Source organism: Prolixibacter bellariivorans ATCC BAA-1284 (genome assembly GCF_000621705.1).
GTDB lineage: Bacteria > Bacteroidota > Bacteroidia > Bacteroidales > Prolixibacteraceae > Prolixibacter > Prolixibacter bellariivorans.
In genome coordinates this window covers 1-15,186 of the sequence record NZ_JHXO01000001.1, presented here as the reverse complement: position 1 = coordinate 15,186, position 15,186 = coordinate 1, and the positions used below count along the sequence as shown (strand labels likewise).

The 15,186-nt window shown below is 46.0% G+C and carries 15 protein-coding genes; 5 read left to right on the top strand and 10 right to left on the bottom strand.

Annotation, left to right across the window (positions count from 1 at the left end; all coding sequences use genetic code 11):
• Nucleotides 1-111 precede the first annotated feature (111 nt).
• The gene (locus tag T426_RS0100090; RefSeq protein WP_025862480.1) at nt 112-912 is read left to right on the top strand and encodes a BtpA/SgcQ family protein; all 801 of its coding nucleotides are present in this window, start codon (nt 112-114) and stop codon (nt 910-912) included.
• A gap of 73 nt (nt 913-985) precedes the next feature.
• Here T426_RS0100090 and frr read toward each other — a convergent pair whose 3' ends face one another.
• From frr to T426_RS0100045, 8 genes are all read right to left on the bottom strand, one after another.
• Entirely contained in the window at nt 986-1,552 is a 567-nt protein-coding gene (gene frr / locus T426_RS0100085) for a ribosome recycling factor (protein ID WP_025862479.1), read from the bottom strand.
• A 98-nt stretch (nt 1,553-1,650) separates the two neighbouring features.
• Nucleotides 1,651-2,361 carry a UMP kinase gene (pyrH, locus tag T426_RS0100080; protein ID WP_025862478.1) on the bottom strand — a complete coding sequence of 237 codons (711 nt, stop codon included), beginning with the start codon at nt 2,359-2,361 and terminating at the stop codon, nt 1,651-1,653.
• Nucleotides 2,362-2,537: 176 nt separating this feature from the next.
• Nucleotides 2,538-3,365 carry a translation elongation factor Ts gene (gene tsf / locus T426_RS0100075; RefSeq protein WP_025862477.1) on the bottom strand — a complete coding sequence of 276 codons (828 nt, stop codon included), beginning with the start codon at nt 3,363-3,365 and terminating at the stop codon, nt 2,538-2,540.
• A gap of 33 nt (nt 3,366-3,398) precedes the next feature.
• Nucleotides 3,399-4,370: a 30S ribosomal protein S2 gene (gene rpsB / locus T426_RS0100070; protein WP_025862476.1), complete on the bottom strand. Its 972-nt coding sequence runs from the start codon at nt 4,368-4,370 to the stop codon at nt 3,399-3,401.
• 111 nt (nt 4,371-4,481) lie between these two features.
• Nucleotides 4,482-4,868, bottom strand: a complete 387-nt coding sequence (rpsI, locus tag T426_RS0100065; protein WP_025862475.1) for a 30S ribosomal protein S9 — start codon at nt 4,866-4,868, stop codon at nt 4,482-4,484.
• 5 nt (nt 4,869-4,873) lie between these two features.
• Nucleotides 4,874-5,329, bottom strand: a complete 456-nt coding sequence (gene rplM, locus T426_RS0100060) for a 50S ribosomal protein L13 (protein ID WP_025862474.1) — start codon at nt 5,327-5,329, stop codon at nt 4,874-4,876.
• 329 nt (nt 5,330-5,658) lie between these two features.
• Nucleotides 5,659-6,822 carry a hypothetical protein gene (locus T426_RS0100050; RefSeq protein WP_027585119.1) on the bottom strand — a complete coding sequence of 388 codons (1,164 nt, stop codon included), beginning with the start codon at nt 6,820-6,822 and terminating at the stop codon, nt 5,659-5,661.
• Between the two features lie 172 nt (nt 6,823-6,994).
• Nucleotides 6,995-8,449 (bottom strand): MFS transporter, encoded by a 1,455-nt coding sequence (locus tag T426_RS0100045; RefSeq protein ID WP_025862471.1) that lies wholly within the window; start codon nt 8,447-8,449, stop codon nt 6,995-6,997.
• A gap of 122 nt (nt 8,450-8,571) precedes the next feature.
• Here T426_RS0100045 and lipA point away from each other — a divergent pair, with 122 nt between their 5' ends.
• Complete coding sequence (lipA, locus tag T426_RS0100040; RefSeq protein ID WP_025862470.1) at nt 8,572-9,429, top strand: lipoyl synthase; 858 nt, start codon at nt 8,572-8,574, stop codon at nt 9,427-9,429.
• A gap of 144 nt (nt 9,430-9,573) precedes the next feature.
• Nucleotides 9,574-10,275, top strand: coding sequence for a lipoyl(octanoyl) transferase LipB (gene lipB, locus T426_RS0100035; RefSeq protein WP_025862469.1), 702 nt, complete (start codon nt 9,574-9,576; stop codon nt 10,273-10,275).
• 3 nt (nt 10,276-10,278) lie between these two features.
• Here lipB and T426_RS0100030 read toward each other — a convergent pair whose 3' ends face one another.
• Nucleotides 10,279-10,764 (bottom strand): glutathione peroxidase, encoded by a 486-nt coding sequence (locus tag T426_RS0100030; protein ID WP_025862468.1) that lies wholly within the window; start codon nt 10,762-10,764, stop codon nt 10,279-10,281.
• 257 nt (nt 10,765-11,021) lie between these two features.
• Between T426_RS0100030 and T426_RS0100020 the strand changes: the two genes are divergently transcribed.
• A complete protein-coding gene (locus tag T426_RS0100020; RefSeq protein ID WP_025862467.1) occupies nt 11,022-12,149 on the top strand; it encodes a GNAT family protein in 1,128 nt (375 codons plus the stop codon).
• 651 nt (nt 12,150-12,800) lie between these two features.
• On the opposite strand, the gene T426_RS0100015 is transcribed toward T426_RS0100020, so the two are convergent.
• The gene (locus tag T426_RS0100015) at nt 12,801-13,568 is read right to left on the bottom strand and encodes a DUF6261 family protein (RefSeq protein ID WP_027585118.1); all 768 of its coding nucleotides are present in this window, start codon (nt 13,566-13,568) and stop codon (nt 12,801-12,803) included.
• Between the two features lie 503 nt (nt 13,569-14,071).
• On the opposite strand from T426_RS0100015, the gene T426_RS0100010 reads away from it, so the two are divergent.
• Nucleotides 14,072-14,515: a hypothetical protein gene (locus T426_RS0100010; protein ID WP_025862462.1), complete on the top strand. Its 444-nt coding sequence runs from the start codon at nt 14,072-14,074 to the stop codon at nt 14,513-14,515.
• Nucleotides 14,516-15,186: the final 671 nt, after the last annotated feature.

Sequence of the window (15,186 nt, the reverse complement as noted above, 5' to 3'; positions counted from 1 at the left end):
CTATTTGATGCGCCGAAGTGCGTAGGTTTTATTTTTATCTTTCATCATGCGTTTTCAGCAATCATGAGAAAATTGAATCAGTTCACGAATCATTAGATAAAATCCAAAAAAGTGAAATTATCGTTTAAACGAAAAGCCATTATTGGAATGGTGCACCTGGGAGCATTGCCGGGGACACCCCGACATAAGATGAGCATGACCGAAATTATTGAAACGGCGGTAAAGGAAGCCTTAATTTATAACAGTCATGAGTTGGATGCCGTCATGATTGAGAACATGCACGATGTGCCCTACCTGAACCGGAAGGTAGGACCGGAAATTACCGCTGCCATGACGGCTGTCGCACTGGCTGTTCAGCAGGAAATTGAAATACCGGTTGGAATTCAGGTTTTGGCAGGGGCTAACACTGATGCTGTCGCGATAGCCAAAGCGGCCGGCCTCGCTTTTGTGAGGGCCGAGGGTTATGTGTTTGGTCATGTGGCCGATGAAGGTTATATGGATTCAGACGCTGCCCTTCTGATGCGCTACAGGAAATCGATAGGAGCAGATGATGTAGGCATTTTTACCGACATCCGGAAGAAACATGCCTCGCACAATATTACAGCAGACGTGAACCTCGAAGAAACCATTCAGGCGGCCGAATTTTTCCTTTCCGACGGAATTATTATCACAGGTGCAGCGACCGGGAAAAAAGCCGCTATTGAGGATGTAAAGACGGCTAAAAAGGCTTCTAAGCTTCCGGTTCTGATCGGGTCCGGCATATCGGAGGAAAATATCGAGTCTTATTGGCCGTTCGCCGATGGTTTTATTATCGGTTCATCGTTGAAGGAAGACGGTTATTGGATGAACGCGGTCGATAAAAACCGGGTCGATTCACTAATGGAAAAGGTGAAAGAACTGAGGGAAAAGTAAGAAGTAAATGCAAAAAAAATAAGGCTGCAATGTTTATGATTGCAGCCTTTATATTTTAGTTTTCATGGGGTAATTATACCGTCATGATTTCCTTCTCTTTGTTTTCGATTCCTTCATCAACTTTTTTGATGTAAGAATCGGTAATGGTCTGTACCTCATCAACACCAATCTTCTCCATATCTTCCGAAATCTCCTTCTCTTTCAATAATTTCTTCAGGTAATCGTTGGCATCTTTCCGTGCCGTACGAATACTAACCTTGGCATTTTCACCTTCGCGGTGCGTGTCTTTTACCAGTGTTTTACGTCGTTCTTCGGTCAAAGCAGGTACATTAATACGGATGATGTCGCCATTATTATCAGGATTAAAACCAAGATTGGCATTGATAATGGCCTTTTCAATTTCTGGAATCAATTTCTTTTCCCAAGGTTGAATAGCGATGGTACGGGCATCCGGTGTGCTGACACTGGAAACCTGGTTCAGCGGTGTTTGCGAGCCATAATAATCAACCATCAGACCATCCAGCATACGCGGATTAGCTTTCCCGGCACGAATGTGTGCCAGTTCTTTTTCGAGATGCTCAAGCGCCTGTTCCATCCGGGTACGGGCGTCATCCAATATCATTTGAATTTCTTCGTTCATAGAGCGATTATTTTTCCAGGATGTTGATATAAACAAATTTAGAAAAAATTGAAAGATATCAAAGTATTAAATATATATACTACAGATATTCAGTCGTTTCAATTGTGAACCAACGTGCCGATCTTTTCACCTTTCAATAATTTCAGCAGATTACCGGGCGTATCCATGTCGAAAACCACGATAGGGAGGTTGTTCTCCTTACACATGGTTGTGGCCGTTAAATCCATAATTTTTAGGCCCCGATTGTATACTTCATCATAGGTAATCTCATCGAATTTGGTGGCGGTTGGATCTTTCTCCGGGTCGGCCGAATAGATTCCATCCACGCGGGTACCTTTTAGCATCGCATCCGCTTCGATTTCAATGCCCCGAAGCGATGAGCCGGTATCGGTCGTGAAATAAGGATTTCCGGTTCCGGCCGATAAGATGACTACTTCGCCTTTCTCCAACGATTCGATAGCCTTTTCTTTGGCATAAAATTCACCAACGGGTTCCATTCGAATGGCGGTAAGAACGCGCGTTTTAACGCCGGTGGCCTGCAAGGCAGAGCTAAGGGCGAGACTGTTGATTACCGTTGCCAGCATACCCATCTGGTCGCCTTTTACACGGTCGAAACCGTTAGCAGCACCGCTCAGTCCGCGAAAAATATTTCCGCCACCGATAACAATACCGATTTCGATTCCCAGACCGACGGCCTCTTTAATTTCGTTGGCGTAATCCGTCAGGCGTTCCCTGTCGATACCATATTGCTGGTTGCCCATCAGCGATTCACCGGACAGTTTCAACAATACACGTTTAAATTTTCCCATGAGTGCGTTGGATTTAATTTCGGTAAAGATACGATGAACAATAAAAACCGCCGAGTTTTCAAAATGCTTTTTCTCTGGTTCTGGTCTTATTCTTCTGAAATAAGAGGTTTCCGAGTGGGAGACATAAAAAAAGCCGCCTCGTTCGAAGCAGCTTTTCAGTATATTCTTTACCGTAATCAGGCATTCAGCGTGAAACGCTTGAAATCAGTTACGTTCAATTCTTTGTCGTTAGACGCAAGGAATTCACGGATGGTGATTTTTCCATCTTTTACGTAAATCTGATTCAACAGCGTACTTTCTTTGAAGAATTTATTCAAAGCACCCTGCGCGATTTTGTCAAGCATGTTTTCAGGTTTGCCTTCCTGACGGAATTTCTCTTTGGCAATTTTGAGCTCCTGATCAACAACTTCAGCAGGAACGTCATCTTTGTCAACAGCCACCGGAGCCATTGCAGCAACTTGCATTGCAATATCTTTGGCTACGTGCTCGTCAGCAACTTCTTTCGAGAAGCCAACAATAGTTGCCAGTTTATTACCCGGGTGGATATAAGCGATGGTATCTTCAGCCTGAACAGTTTCATAAGCTGATAGCTCCAGTTTTTCGCCAATGATACCGGTTTGTTCGGTAACATGAGCTTCAACTGAGCGACCATCCATATCGAGAGCTTTCAGTGCCTCAAGATCGGCCGGTTTGTTGGCAATAGCCAAATCCAGGATCTTTTCGGTGAAAGCAACAAAGCCTTCATTTTTCGCAACGAAGTCGGTTTCGCAATTCAGGACAACCAGAGCGGCGAATTTTTTATCGTCCGATACTTTAGCGAGAGCAGCACCTTCGGTTGCATCGCGGTCGGCACGCTTGTTAGCCACGAGTTTACCTCTTTCACGAATGATTTCAACAGCGCGGTCGAAATCACCGTCGGCTTCGCCGAGGGCTTTTTTACAGTCCATCATACCGGCACCGGTTGCTTTACGCAACTTCATTACATCAGCAGCAGAAATAGCCATGTTGAAATGATTTATTTGATTTTTTGAATGCGATTAATTTTCAGCTTCTTCGTCTTTTTTCTCTTCGGCAACAGGAGCTTCTTTAGCTTCTTCCTTTGCAGGCTCTGCTTTAGGAGCTTCTTCTTTTACCGGCTCAGCTTTTTTAGCTTCTTCCTTAACAGGTTCAGCTTTAGGAGCTTCTTCCTTTGCAGGTTTAGCTTCTTTTACTTCTTCCTTTACGGGTTCAGCTTCTTTAGCTGCAGCTTTACGGCTTCCACGTTTTTGTCTGGCCGGTTGTTTTTGTTGTTTTTCATCGCCACCTTCTTTCTCACGCTCAACTTTGCGCTCCGAAAGACCTTCTTTGATGGCTTCGGCCATTACACCGATGATGAGATCAATTGACTGAGAAGCATCGTCGTTTGCCGGGATAACAAAATCGATTCCTTCGGGATTCGAGTTGGTATCGACCATAGCGAAAACGGGAATATTCAAGCGCTGAGCTTCACGAACAGCGATTTTTTCCTTCATTACGTCAACTACAAACAGGGCAGCAGGCAAACGGGTCAGGTCGGCAATAGAACCGAGCACTTTGTCCAGCTTGGCACGCTGACGGGTAATCTGCAGTTTTTCACGTTTTGAGAGGTTATCCCAGCTTGTGTCCTTCATCATTTTATCGATGGAGGTCATTTTCTTAACGGCCTTACGGATGGTTGGGAAGTTGGTGAGTGTACCACCTGACCAACGCTCAGTAATGTAAGGCATATTGGTTTCCTTGATGCGCTCCGAAACAATTGTTTTTGCCTGTTTTTTCGTTGCAACGAAAAGAACTTTACGTCCTGACTTGGCAATGGATTTCAACGCAGCAGCTGCTTCGTCTACTTTTACAATCGTTTTCTGAAGGTCGATAATGTGGATTCCGTTTTTCTCCATGAAGATGTACGGAGCCATGTTCGGGTTCCACTTACGTTTCAGGTGTCCAAAGTGAACACCGGCATCGAGCAATTGCTTGAATTCTGTTCTAGGCATAAAATTGTTTTTTGTTTACGTTCTGTTCAAGCAACCATCCGGTAGTCGGGCACTCCGAGTCCGGACAGTTTAGATGCTAAACAAAAACTGTTAATGATTCGGCAAATAAGATTAACGTTTAGAGAACTGGAAGCGTTTACGTGCTTTCGGACGACCTGGCTTCTTACGTTCCACTTCGCGTGGGTCACGAGTCAGGAATCCGGCAGCTTTCAACTTCGGACGACTCTCTTCGTCGATTTTGATCAATGCACGTGAAATACCGAGACGAAGCGCTTCGGCCTGTCCTTTCACACCACCACCGTCAAGGTTCACTTTGATGTCGTACTGACCAGCTACTTCGAGCAGGTTGAGCGGTTGTTTTACGATATACTGCATTGTATCAACCGGGAAATATTCTGCCAAATCCCGTTTGTTGATAGTGATATTCCCCTTACCCTCGGTGACGTAAACACGGGCAACAGCGGCTTTTCTCCTACCGATTGCGTTAATGATTTCCATGTTTTTTATTTAATGTTATCAATGTTAATTACTTTTGGGTTCTGAGCTTGTTTGTCATGCTCGCTACCCACAAATACATACAGGTTTGTAAATAACTTGCGTCCCAAACGGTTTTTCGGGAGCATGCCTTTTACAGCTTTTTCAACCAGTCTTTCCGGATGTTTGGCCAGAATTTCCTTGGCAGTCTGCGTACGCTGACCACCCGGATATCCGGTGTAGCGGATGTACTCTTTGGCATTCCACTTGTTTCCGGTTAGACGGATTTTCTCTGCATTGATAACAATTACATTGTCACCGCAATCAACGTGAGGGGTGAAGTTCGGTTTGTTCTTACCCCTGATGATTTTGGCAACTTTGCTGGCAAACCGACCAAGGGTCTGATCAGTGGCGTCAACCACAATCCATTCTTTATTTACCGTAGCACTATTTGCCGAAACGGTTTTGTAACTCAAAGTATCCACTTGCTTCTTTAATTTAATGAATGAAACAACTTATTAACGCACATGCATTTTTCCCGGATTTTCAACAGCAGGTTGCCGGTTGTCCGGCACTGTTGCTAAGGCAGTTTCGCTGTCGTCCTCCATGCATGTTTGCAAGTACGGATGATAATCGGGACTGCAAAAGTATTTGTTATTTTTTAATTATACAACTGGGGTGGGAAAAAATAACTGCTACAAAATCAATACAAAAGATCATTTTATGCTGTGATGAACAGTAGAAAATCATTAGGTCTTGAAGTTTTGCCTGAATCCGACAGCGGGAAATACCTCACTTTCGTTGAAATGCTTGCTTATTGTCGCTTTTTTCGGGGAACAACACCAAAATTTACGACAAGATATAAACCTGCAGCATTCATCGTTTTATTTTCGATGGTGTCGTAATAAAAATCGAACATGAATCCCATGTGGGTTTGCGGTGTTATGAGTTTGTCGAAATGATATTTCAGGTTCACCAGTTCGCGGTTTTCAACCGACGTGCCGGGATGCCGGCTCGAAACATTCTGGTACAATATTCCGCCGAAAGGCGCATAAAAGTGATGCGCGTGCCAATAGGCAGCCGTGATATTTCCCAAACGTGTGTTGACGTATCCTGAAAGCAGTACGGCACTTCCTTTCGAAAAAGGAGAGACGGTATCATCCTTCGGGCCGGTAGTAATGAAAAAATTATCATTGGTACCGATATCCGTCAGAAAATGGCCGCCGGTATTGTGGTTAAACATCACGCCGGGCGAAACGCTGATGTAGGTCCGGACACGGGATGGGGCCGCGTTAATCTGGCCACCGGCATGGGTGCCGAAAAAACTCAGCGGAACAGATACCTGATTGGTGCCGTTCTCCCAAGCAGTCCATTTATTCATGACCCCGAACGAGAATTTCTCCTGAAACGGGTCACCCGGAAGAATCATTTGTCTCCAGTTGATCCACATATCGGTGTAGAGCTTCTCTGTTTCGTACTTTACCTGGATGCCACCCTGCGGCTTGTCGGTATAAAACCGTTGCGGGTCGTATACCGGCTCCGGCAGCATGTGGTTCTCATCCTGGTCGAGGTTGCCCATGATGAGCGTTAGTGCGGAAGTAGGATGATAGCGGACCGTAAACCACGGACTAATATTTTCGTAGTCGGTGCGGCCGGTATATTTTAATATATGTACACCCAGTTCGAGCCGAAGCTGACTGGAGGGATAGTACACTGCTTTGGGCCGGAACCAGGCGCCCAGAATCGTGGCACCAGTGGCAATAGTGCCTCTGTATTCGTTGTTCTTAAAGAAATTGGTATTGTCGAGTGCGAAATAGATGTTGCCGGTGGTATCGGGCAGGTAAGGTTCGGTGTACCGGAAAAAGTGATAATCGTTTTGTGCGGAAGCTGACTTCAGGTTAACGAATGAAATCAGGATAAAAACAATCCCGGCAGGAATGATGAAACGGGAAACAGGAAATGAGAATAATTGTTTCATGAAATGCATTTCAATTAAGAGCTTCTCGCGGAAGTTGACAATAATAAATCCGGCTGAAAATACATTTATTTTTCCTGCTCTGAAAGTTTTTCGCGGTAGCGGATAAATAAAAAATCCGGAACAGGAAAGGTAGATTCCAATGTTCCGGATGAATTCGTTTTATATCGTCGGCTTATTGCTTTTTCAGTAGCAAGCGGTCGTACAGGAATAGCAGAAGAGTAGCGCCCAGTCCGATTCCGGTTACAACCATCCAAATGTGTGACGGATGGTATTTATCCCAGAGGAACATCTGGAATTCGTGCGTGTTCATGTTAAGTTTGTGTGCTGCTGCCTCCAGAAAATCATTTTGGGTAAACTTGTGACTGATAGCCGGCAGGTGAATTCCACGGGCAACCATTTCGTCTCTGGCCAATTGCACTTTATCGGACATCTGCTGGTACACATTACCGGAAATGATACCGGCGAAAAAGTTTCCGGCGGCAACCGGCAGAAACGAGGTACCCATGTAGAGTGCTGTTTTGTCGGCTGGAGCAATGCGGCCAATGTACTCGGTGATTTTCGGTGAGCTTGACATTTCGCCAATTGAAAAAATGAAAAGAGCGAGAACCACAAACATCCCGCTGTGGGTCATCATCGACAAACCGATACCAATCGAAGCCACAAAGATTCCGCTTATCATGGCGTTTAGCGGACGCATCCGCATGACGATGGAGGAGATGATAATCTGGAACAGAATAATGGAACCGGCATCGACATTTACTAAATATTCAGCTGAAATGGTTCCCTGTTCAGTCCCAAGTTTGTGTGCCAGCCAGGGCCATACATTGGCAAGGAAATTATAAACACCGGTAGTGTCTACCCATTGATCGATGAATACCGGTAGCGTGAAGAATAGCTGGTTATACATGGTCCAGAACCCGGCAATAATAACCAGGAAGATGACGAATTTGACGTCGCTTAGCGCCACGGCGATATTTTTAAATGCTCCGGCGATATTTTTCCCGAGAGGTTCTTTTACTTTTTCCGGCTCGTCATCGTGCTTGGGCTCCTTGTAGAAAAAGGTTAGCAAGACGAAATTGAAGGCAATTACCAGTGCGGAGGAAATGAAAACATATTCCCAGGCAATTTTCTGAAAGTGACCGGTAACAAAAGGGCCAACAAATGCCCCGATATTCACCATCATGTAAAAAATACCGAAACCAATGGAAGAAGTGGTTTTATCGGTGGTTTTGGCCACAGTTGCCGAAACAATGGGTTTAAAAAGGGCAGCACCAAGTGCGAGATATAGGAAAATAGCAAATACGGAAACAAAAGAATGAAAGAATGGCATAGCTAGGAAAGCGGTCGTATAGACTGAGTAGGCAATGTACAACGTCTTTTTGTAACCGATTTTGTCGGAAATGGCCCCGGTAATGAGTGGGAGGAAATATAAGATGGCGGTACCGACTCCCATGATCCAACCTTTTTGAACCTGGGTGAATCCTAATGCTCCTTCATCCGTAGATTTGGTAAGATATAATGCAAAAAGAATATAGAAACCATACCATGCCCAACGCTCGAACAGCTCCATTGTATTCGCAACCCAAAATGTGCGTGGAAATTTTTTAAAAACCTGAAGTGCCTTCATTTGTTTTGTGTTTTTTGAGAGAACAATGGAGCCAAAATTATAAAAATATGCCAGATAAGTACGAAAAGGTGCTTTGTTGTAAAATGCTTATCTTGCGCAACTTTTAAAAAAGTAGATTCGCTATGGAGACTAGAAGAAAGCCCGATTGGCTGAAAATCAAGGTGCCGATTGGGACAAATTACCGTCACGTAAAAGGTGTCGTTCGTGATCACCATCTACATACCATTTGTACCAGCGGACAGTGCCCGAACATGGGTGAGTGCTGGGGAGCCGGAACCGCAACCTTCATGATTTTGGGGGAAATCTGTACCCGTTCGTGTAAGTTTTGCGCTACCAAAACCGGTCGCCCGAAACCCCTCGATCCGAATGAGCCGGCCAATGTGGCCCGTTCGGTGCAATTGATGAATCTGAAACATGCCGTGATTACATCGGTTGACCGTGATGACCTGCCCGATGGAGGCGCCGCTCACTGGGTGGAAACCATCAACAAGATTAAGGAAGTGAATCCGGATACCACCATGGAGGTGTTGATCCCGGATTTTGATGGAAAGCCGGAACTGGTGAAACAAATCATCGACGCCAAGCCCGATATCATTTCACACAACCTGGAAACCATTGAGCGTTTGACGCCGCAGGTGCGGAGTAAGGCGGAATATAATATCAGCCTGAAAGTAATTAAGACGATTTCCGAATCGGGAACCGTTTCCAAATCCGGATTAATGCTCGGCTTGGGAGAAACTCTCGATGAGATTTATAAAACAATGGATGACTTGGTGGCCAATGGTTGCGAAATCCTGACCATGGGACAGTATCTGCAGCCTACGAAGATTCATCTTCCGGTAGAGGAATACGTTCATCCTGATAAATTCCGTTCGTTGAAGGAAGAAGGTTTGCGTCGCGGCTTCCGGATTGTGGAGAGTGGACCGCTCGTTCGTTCATCCTACCATGCCGAACGTCATATCAGGCCCCGGGTGAATTAATTAATTTTACCGGACAAGAGGTCACGTTGAATATGTGACGAAGTTATTTTTACCCCTAAATCCCCTAAAGGGGACTTAAGCCTCCCCTTCAGGGGAGGTTTGGAGGGGTGAATTTTATTGGCCTGAATTAGGAGTACAACCCAAATGAATCATAAAGTTCAGTATCTCGATTTCGGTGTAGCCGAATATAAACATACCTGGGATCGTCAGGAAGAGTTGATGGGGGAAACCATCCAGATGAAACTGGATAATAAAAATGCAGAACCTTCTTCCCGGAAGGAAACTCCCAATTACTTGATTTTTGTCGAGCATCCTCATGTGTATACGTTGGGGAAAAGCGGCGACGAACACAACCTGCTGCTTAATTACATTCAATTACAGGCAAATGATGCTACGTTCTTCCGCACCAACCGTGGTGGCGATATTACCTATCATGGTCCGGGGCAAATTGTAGGATACCCCATCATCGACCTCGAGAATTTCGATATTGGTTTGCGCCAGTATATCTATAATCTCGAAGAAACCATCATCAAAACCATTGCTGAATTTGGGCTGGAAGGTTCGCGCGACGAAAGTGCTACCGGCGTTTGGCTCGACGTAGGCAAACCCACAGCACGGAAAATTTGCGCCATCGGGGTAAAGAGCTCACGCCACGTCACCATGCACGGTTTTGCCTTCAACGTGAATACCAACCTCGATTATTTTCAGCACATCAATCCGTGCGGATTTGTCGACAAGGGAGTCACTTCGCTGCAAAAGGAGTTAGGCAAAGAGCGGGATTTCGAAGCCATTAAAGCTTTGACACGCCAGAAATTTGCCGAGGTGTTTGGTGCCGAAATGATTTAACCGTCAACGGTTATTCAACAGCGGCTCGATGTACTCGCCCAGTTTTTCCGGTTTAAAGTAAGGAGCAAAACGTTTCACCGGCTTTCCGTTTCGGTCGACCAGAAATTTGGTGAAGTTCCACTTGATACGTCTTCCCGGGAAACCGGGTTTTTCTTTTTTCAGGTATTGATATAAAGGATGGGCACTCTTCCCGTTCACATCAATTTTCGAAAACACCGGGAAGGTAACGCCGTAATTTACCCGGCATGTCTGCTCAATACTCTCTTTGCCTCCGGGCTCCTGGTTGGCAAACTGGTTGCACGGAAACCCAAGAATGACCAGACCATCATCTTTATATTGCTCGTAAATTTTTTCCAGTCCTTCGTATTGTGGGGTAAAACCGCACTTGCTGGCCGTATTCACAATCAGCACTACCTTTCCGCGATAAGCGTCCAGTGTTACTTTTTTTCCGTCCAGCGTTTCAGCTTCAAAGTCGTAAATATCATTCATCTCGTTCGTTTTTCTGTGATTTCAAAAACGCAGTTGATTCAGCAAAGTTCAATGGTCTGCCTGCTAGGGTAAATGGCTTATTCATAAATAGAACAGATAAATTATTATACCTCGCCGACAATGCTTTGATATGCAGTTGGCTGCGAGTGGTATGTGGATTTTTAGTTCACAACAGCAGATTTTGAAAACCGGGCATCGAATTGATTCGAAGATGAAAAATGAGCATCTTTGGAATTTCCGAACCGAAACATAATCAAATGGCAATTGAAGTGGTTGAAGTCAGGTCAACTGATGAATTGAGAGAATTTGTTGAATTTCCTTTTGAACTCTATCGGGATAATCCTTATTGGGTTCCTCCCATCAAAAGCGAAGAGCGAAAAGCTTTGTTACCACAGAAAAATCCCGCTATGCGCGATTGCGATACAATCTTGTGGGTGGCCCGTAAAGACGGCAAATGTGTGGGAAGGCTTGCCGGAATCATTCATCACAAGCACAACGAAAAAACCGGGGAGAAGATGGTTCGTTTTTCCCGGGCCGAGTTTGTCGATGATGCTGAAGTGGTCGATGCGCTTTTCGCGAAAGCTGAAGGATGGGCCAAAGAGCAAGGTGCGAGCGGCATTCATGGTCCGCTCGGATTTTCCAATCTCGATCACCAGGGCATGCTCGTCGAAGGATTCGACCATATTCCGTCTGTCGTTTCCGAATATCATTTACCCTATTACCAGGAGCACATGGAGCGGTTGGGATACAGCAAGGAGATGGACTGGGTTGAGTTTCGACTTTCACTGGCCGGTTTTTCGTTGCCCGAAAAAGCTGTGCGCGTCAACGACATGGTGAAGCGTCGTTACGGTCTCAAAGTCATCAATTTTACATCGCGGAAAGAGCTACACGAATGTGGCCAGCGGGTTTTCGAAATATTAAATTCTGCTTTCCGCGACCTGTTCAGCGTGGTCGAATTCAATCAGGAAACGAGTAGTTATTATCTGAATAAGTATATCCCGCTGCTCAACCCCAAATTTGTGAAAATGATTGAGGATGGCGAAGGCAACATTGCCGGATTCATCATCGCGCTACCATCGCTCTCCAAAGCATTGCAAAAAGCCAATGGCAAGGTTTTTCCCTTCGGTTTTTACCACATTCGCAAAGCACTGAAAAATCCGACTGAGTGCGATTTGTTGCTCACAGGCGTTCATCCCGATTGGCAGGGGAAGGGAATGGTTTCGCTGCTCTTCTCCGAATTGTTACAAGAGCTCATTGGCAGCGGCGTGCAGCACCTCGAAACCACCGGTATGATCGAAACCAACCACAAGGCCATTCAGCACTGGAAGAACTTCGACCATATCCAGCACAAGCGCAAACGCTGTTACCGTAAAAAATTAGTTTAGGGCGGCTTCACGGTCTGCAGCCTTTAGCGTACTTGCGTGGCCGTGGTCGCACTGGTCGTTCCGGGGGCTTCTTTCAGTCGCCCCGGCTCTCCCGTCCGTCCAACCGGCCCCGCTTCGTCCGGCTGCCGGCCTCCGCCCTGCCGCGGGAGACGGTTTCAGGTTTCAAAATTTCATGTTACAGGTTAGGCTGCTTTGCCGTTCCTGTTGTTTCTATCGTTAAAAACGTTTCTGTTGTTGTTAGCCTGGGATGCCTTACCCCGGGGTTCGGATACACGTGAAAGCGAGAGGCGCACCTTCCGGCCATTATATATAGAGACAACGTTGTTGCGCCACACTTAGGAACTACGATTAAAATATCTTCTATCCGCTCCATCGCCCTTGCGGTCGAAACAACCTCTCATTTTCAAACACAATCATGACACGACCGCTTCACTCTATAGCCTCATTCCCCAAGGCGTTGCCATTGGGCTGAAATAATTTGGCCTTTCAGGCCGACCGGAGCCCGCCAGGCTGAAGGTCTGACGCCCTGGGTTGCTGTCTCGTTCTTCAACGCTCCGTCCTTCGCGACCGAATCCCTCCCCGGTTTGGGGAGGTTGGGAGGGGTGCTTTCATTGCCCTGAGCTTTTCCAAAGTCTCAAACATTGGAAAAGCTTACGCCTTCTCTGTTTTCTTCCTCCGTCTTTTCACCTGCAAATTGGTTCCGGCAACCATCTTCGCCACGGTGCGGGCAAAGTTGCCGTAAGTAGCATCGTCTACCTGTTGCATGGCCCTGAGGTGAACGACCAGTTGCTTATTAACCAGGCTCACCACTTCTTGTTTCAGCCGGGTCGCGCTCACTAGCTTGCGCTCTTTTCCGCGGGCTGTCTGTAATTTTAACCGACTGTCTTCAAACTCCTCCTGGGCCGCTTCCAGGAGTGTCAGCCGCTCGGTGCACCCCGATATTAGTTCAATCGGCTGTTGCATGTCCGGTTCCGACAGGTCCATCAAAAACGAGCGAATGAGCGTTGTTTGCGTGGAGTAACTTTTCCTCATCAGGGCCAGTCCGTACTTTTCAAACACATGATACACCTTTTCCCCGGCCGATTGCACCTCGGTGGCGGGATGGTGAACCGCTCCCAGTAGCTGGTACGACAGGCTCCGCCAATGATTGTGGCGTGCGGCATTCTTCTCCTTCAGCGCCGATTTGGCCCGGTCCCGATCGATGGCTGTCGTCAGAGCTTTCGTTTGTTTTTCCATCGCCTCCATGATGTTCGCCAGGTGGCTGTCGCCGTTAATGGCAGCACGACGGTATGCAATCAGTATTTCGCCCGATACGCTTCCTGCTTCGGTGGCGCGGCAGTTGGTCATGAGTTTGGTCAGCATGATTACGAGACTTTTTCCCTTCCGGACACTGTTCTTCATCCGGAAGGCATTACTCATAATAAGTTACGATGAATAAACAGATAATGAAATAGTGAAAACAGATTATTTCAAAATGTCATTATTCAATATAATAGAGATATAACTTAATGATATTAAGTAATTATATAATGAATAGAAAGAATAGAGATGAAATAAATATTTTTCAATTAATGAATAAATGAAAACATATGATATCACATTGTAATTAAATCTTCACGTCGCTATTTTTCCGAAGGGAAGGCTGTGGACATGTGAAATCGGCACCCGAAAATCGTTTTGCGGTGCTTATCCAACGAAGAATGACGATATCTTTCGTCAGGGCTGTTCATCGAAACGATTATGCTGGCGGGAACCGGTCGACCGTTCAAATGCATCGGGTTTTAGTGCCCTGGTTATGATGGTCGGAGGATTTTTTATACTTTCATGTGCTGCCGACAGGCAATAGCGGGCGGTTGCGCAGAGGTGCCAGTCGCCGCTTTGGCAGCGGTTTCCATCATTATTATAATTTCATAAAAAAGCAGATGACGTTTACCGAATTAAACAGACAACCTTCCGGACGGGAGATGAAGAACTATACGCAGTTTACAGAATTGATTGAGGAATTGAAGAAGCGAACACTTCCGGATGAAATGATGGAACTAATTAACCAGGAAATTGAGCGACTAAATTCCGTTTCCGAGAAGGATTTTGCCCGCCAGTTGGTGAAGTCGAAAGCATATGTGGTGAAAGAACTGGAGAAGCGGTTGAAGCTCGTTCCGAAAAGCTATTACCGAAACCTTTGGACGGCAATCGGAATGGCTGCCTTTGGACTTCCCATCGGTGTTGTCATTGGCCAGGCTTTAGGGAATATTGCTTACCTGGGAGTTGGCCTGCCTATAGGCCTGGCCATTGGAGCAGGTGTGGGAACCCAAATGGATAAAAAGGCCAAAGAAGAAGGCCGTCAACTGGATGTGGTGATTGGGTAAATTCGGTTACAGGTTTCAAAATTTCAAGTTACAGGTTGCGCTTTGTGGTTTCTGATGTTCCTGTTGTTGGAATTGTTTCTGTTGTTCTGCGTCAATGGTAAACTTTTCAAGAACGCTTCGTCCCTCATTTCGTCGTCAGACGAAAAGCGGGTTGGCCGGTCAAAGTAGTCCGGGCAGGAGCGAGCGGGAATGGTTTTGTGCGGGAATTCAGGGAAGTGGGCAGGAAAGACAAAACCTTGACGCGGGTGGAAGGATCACTTTGACTTGTCTTTTTCGTTCTTTTGGGACAAGCCAAAAGAACAGCTAATCCGTTTGTATTTTAAGAGTAAGCAGTTGCAGAAGTAGTAGGAAAAAATAGAGATTAAGTACAGATAAAGTATGGACAGGCAACGTCCGCGTACAAGCTGTGGCGGGTTATTCCCGTATTTCTCATCCCGTCGTTTCCGGAAGCCGTTTTCCCCGCCTCCGCCGGTCGGCCAACATCTTTTAAGTATTTTTTTGAAATAAAACGGGCCAGTCCCTCAGGTACTTGAATCTTTACGTGAAAAAAGAATAGAAAAAGGTTTGGAGGGAACGGAAAAAATACGCTTTCTTTGCATCCGCTTTCCGAAAGGGAGGCAGCGTTCAGAAGGTGATGAGAAGAGATGTTGCGGACCACTTAAAAGGTTTTT

Bases quoted from the DNA above. Each gene is read 5' to 3' on its own strand.
- frr (WP_025862479.1), bottom strand. From the start codon at position 1,552: ATGAACGAAGAAATTCAAATGATATTGGATGACGCCCGTACCCGGATG.
- pyrH (WP_025862478.1), bottom strand. From the start codon at position 2,361: ATGGGAAAATTTAAACGTGTATTGTTGAAACTGTCCGGTGAATCGCTG.
- tsf (WP_025862477.1), bottom strand. From the start codon at position 3,365: ATGGCTATTTCTGCTGCTGATGTAATGAAGTTGCGTAAAGCAACCGGT.
- rpsB (WP_025862476.1), bottom strand. From the start codon at position 4,370: ATGCCTAGAACAGAATTCAAGCAATTGCTCGATGCCGGTGTTCACTTT.
- rpsI (WP_025862475.1), bottom strand. From the start codon at position 4,868: ATGGAAATCATTAACGCAATCGGTAGGAGAAAAGCCGCTGTTGCCCGT.
- T426_RS0100050 (WP_027585119.1), bottom strand. From the start codon at position 6,822: ATGAAACAATTATTCTCATTTCCTGTTTCCCGTTTCATCATTCCTGCC.
- T426_RS0100045 (WP_025862471.1), bottom strand. From the start codon at position 8,449: ATGAAGGCACTTCAGGTTTTTAAAAAATTTCCACGCACATTTTGGGTT.
- lipA (WP_025862470.1), top strand. From the start codon at position 8,572: ATGGAGACTAGAAGAAAGCCCGATTGGCTGAAAATCAAGGTGCCGATT.
- lipB (WP_025862469.1), top strand. From the start codon at position 9,574: ATGAATCATAAAGTTCAGTATCTCGATTTCGGTGTAGCCGAATATAAA.
- T426_RS0100030 (WP_025862468.1), bottom strand. From the start codon at position 10,764: ATGAATGATATTTACGACTTTGAAGCTGAAACGCTGGACGGAAAAAAA.
- T426_RS0100020 (WP_025862467.1), top strand. From the start codon at position 11,022: ATGGCAATTGAAGTGGTTGAAGTCAGGTCAACTGATGAATTGAGAGAA.
- T426_RS0100015 (WP_027585118.1), bottom strand. From the start codon at position 13,568: ATGAGTAATGCCTTCCGGATGAAGAACAGTGTCCGGAAGGGAAAAAGT.
- T426_RS0100010 (WP_025862462.1), top strand. From the start codon at position 14,072: ATGACGTTTACCGAATTAAACAGACAACCTTCCGGACGGGAGATGAAG.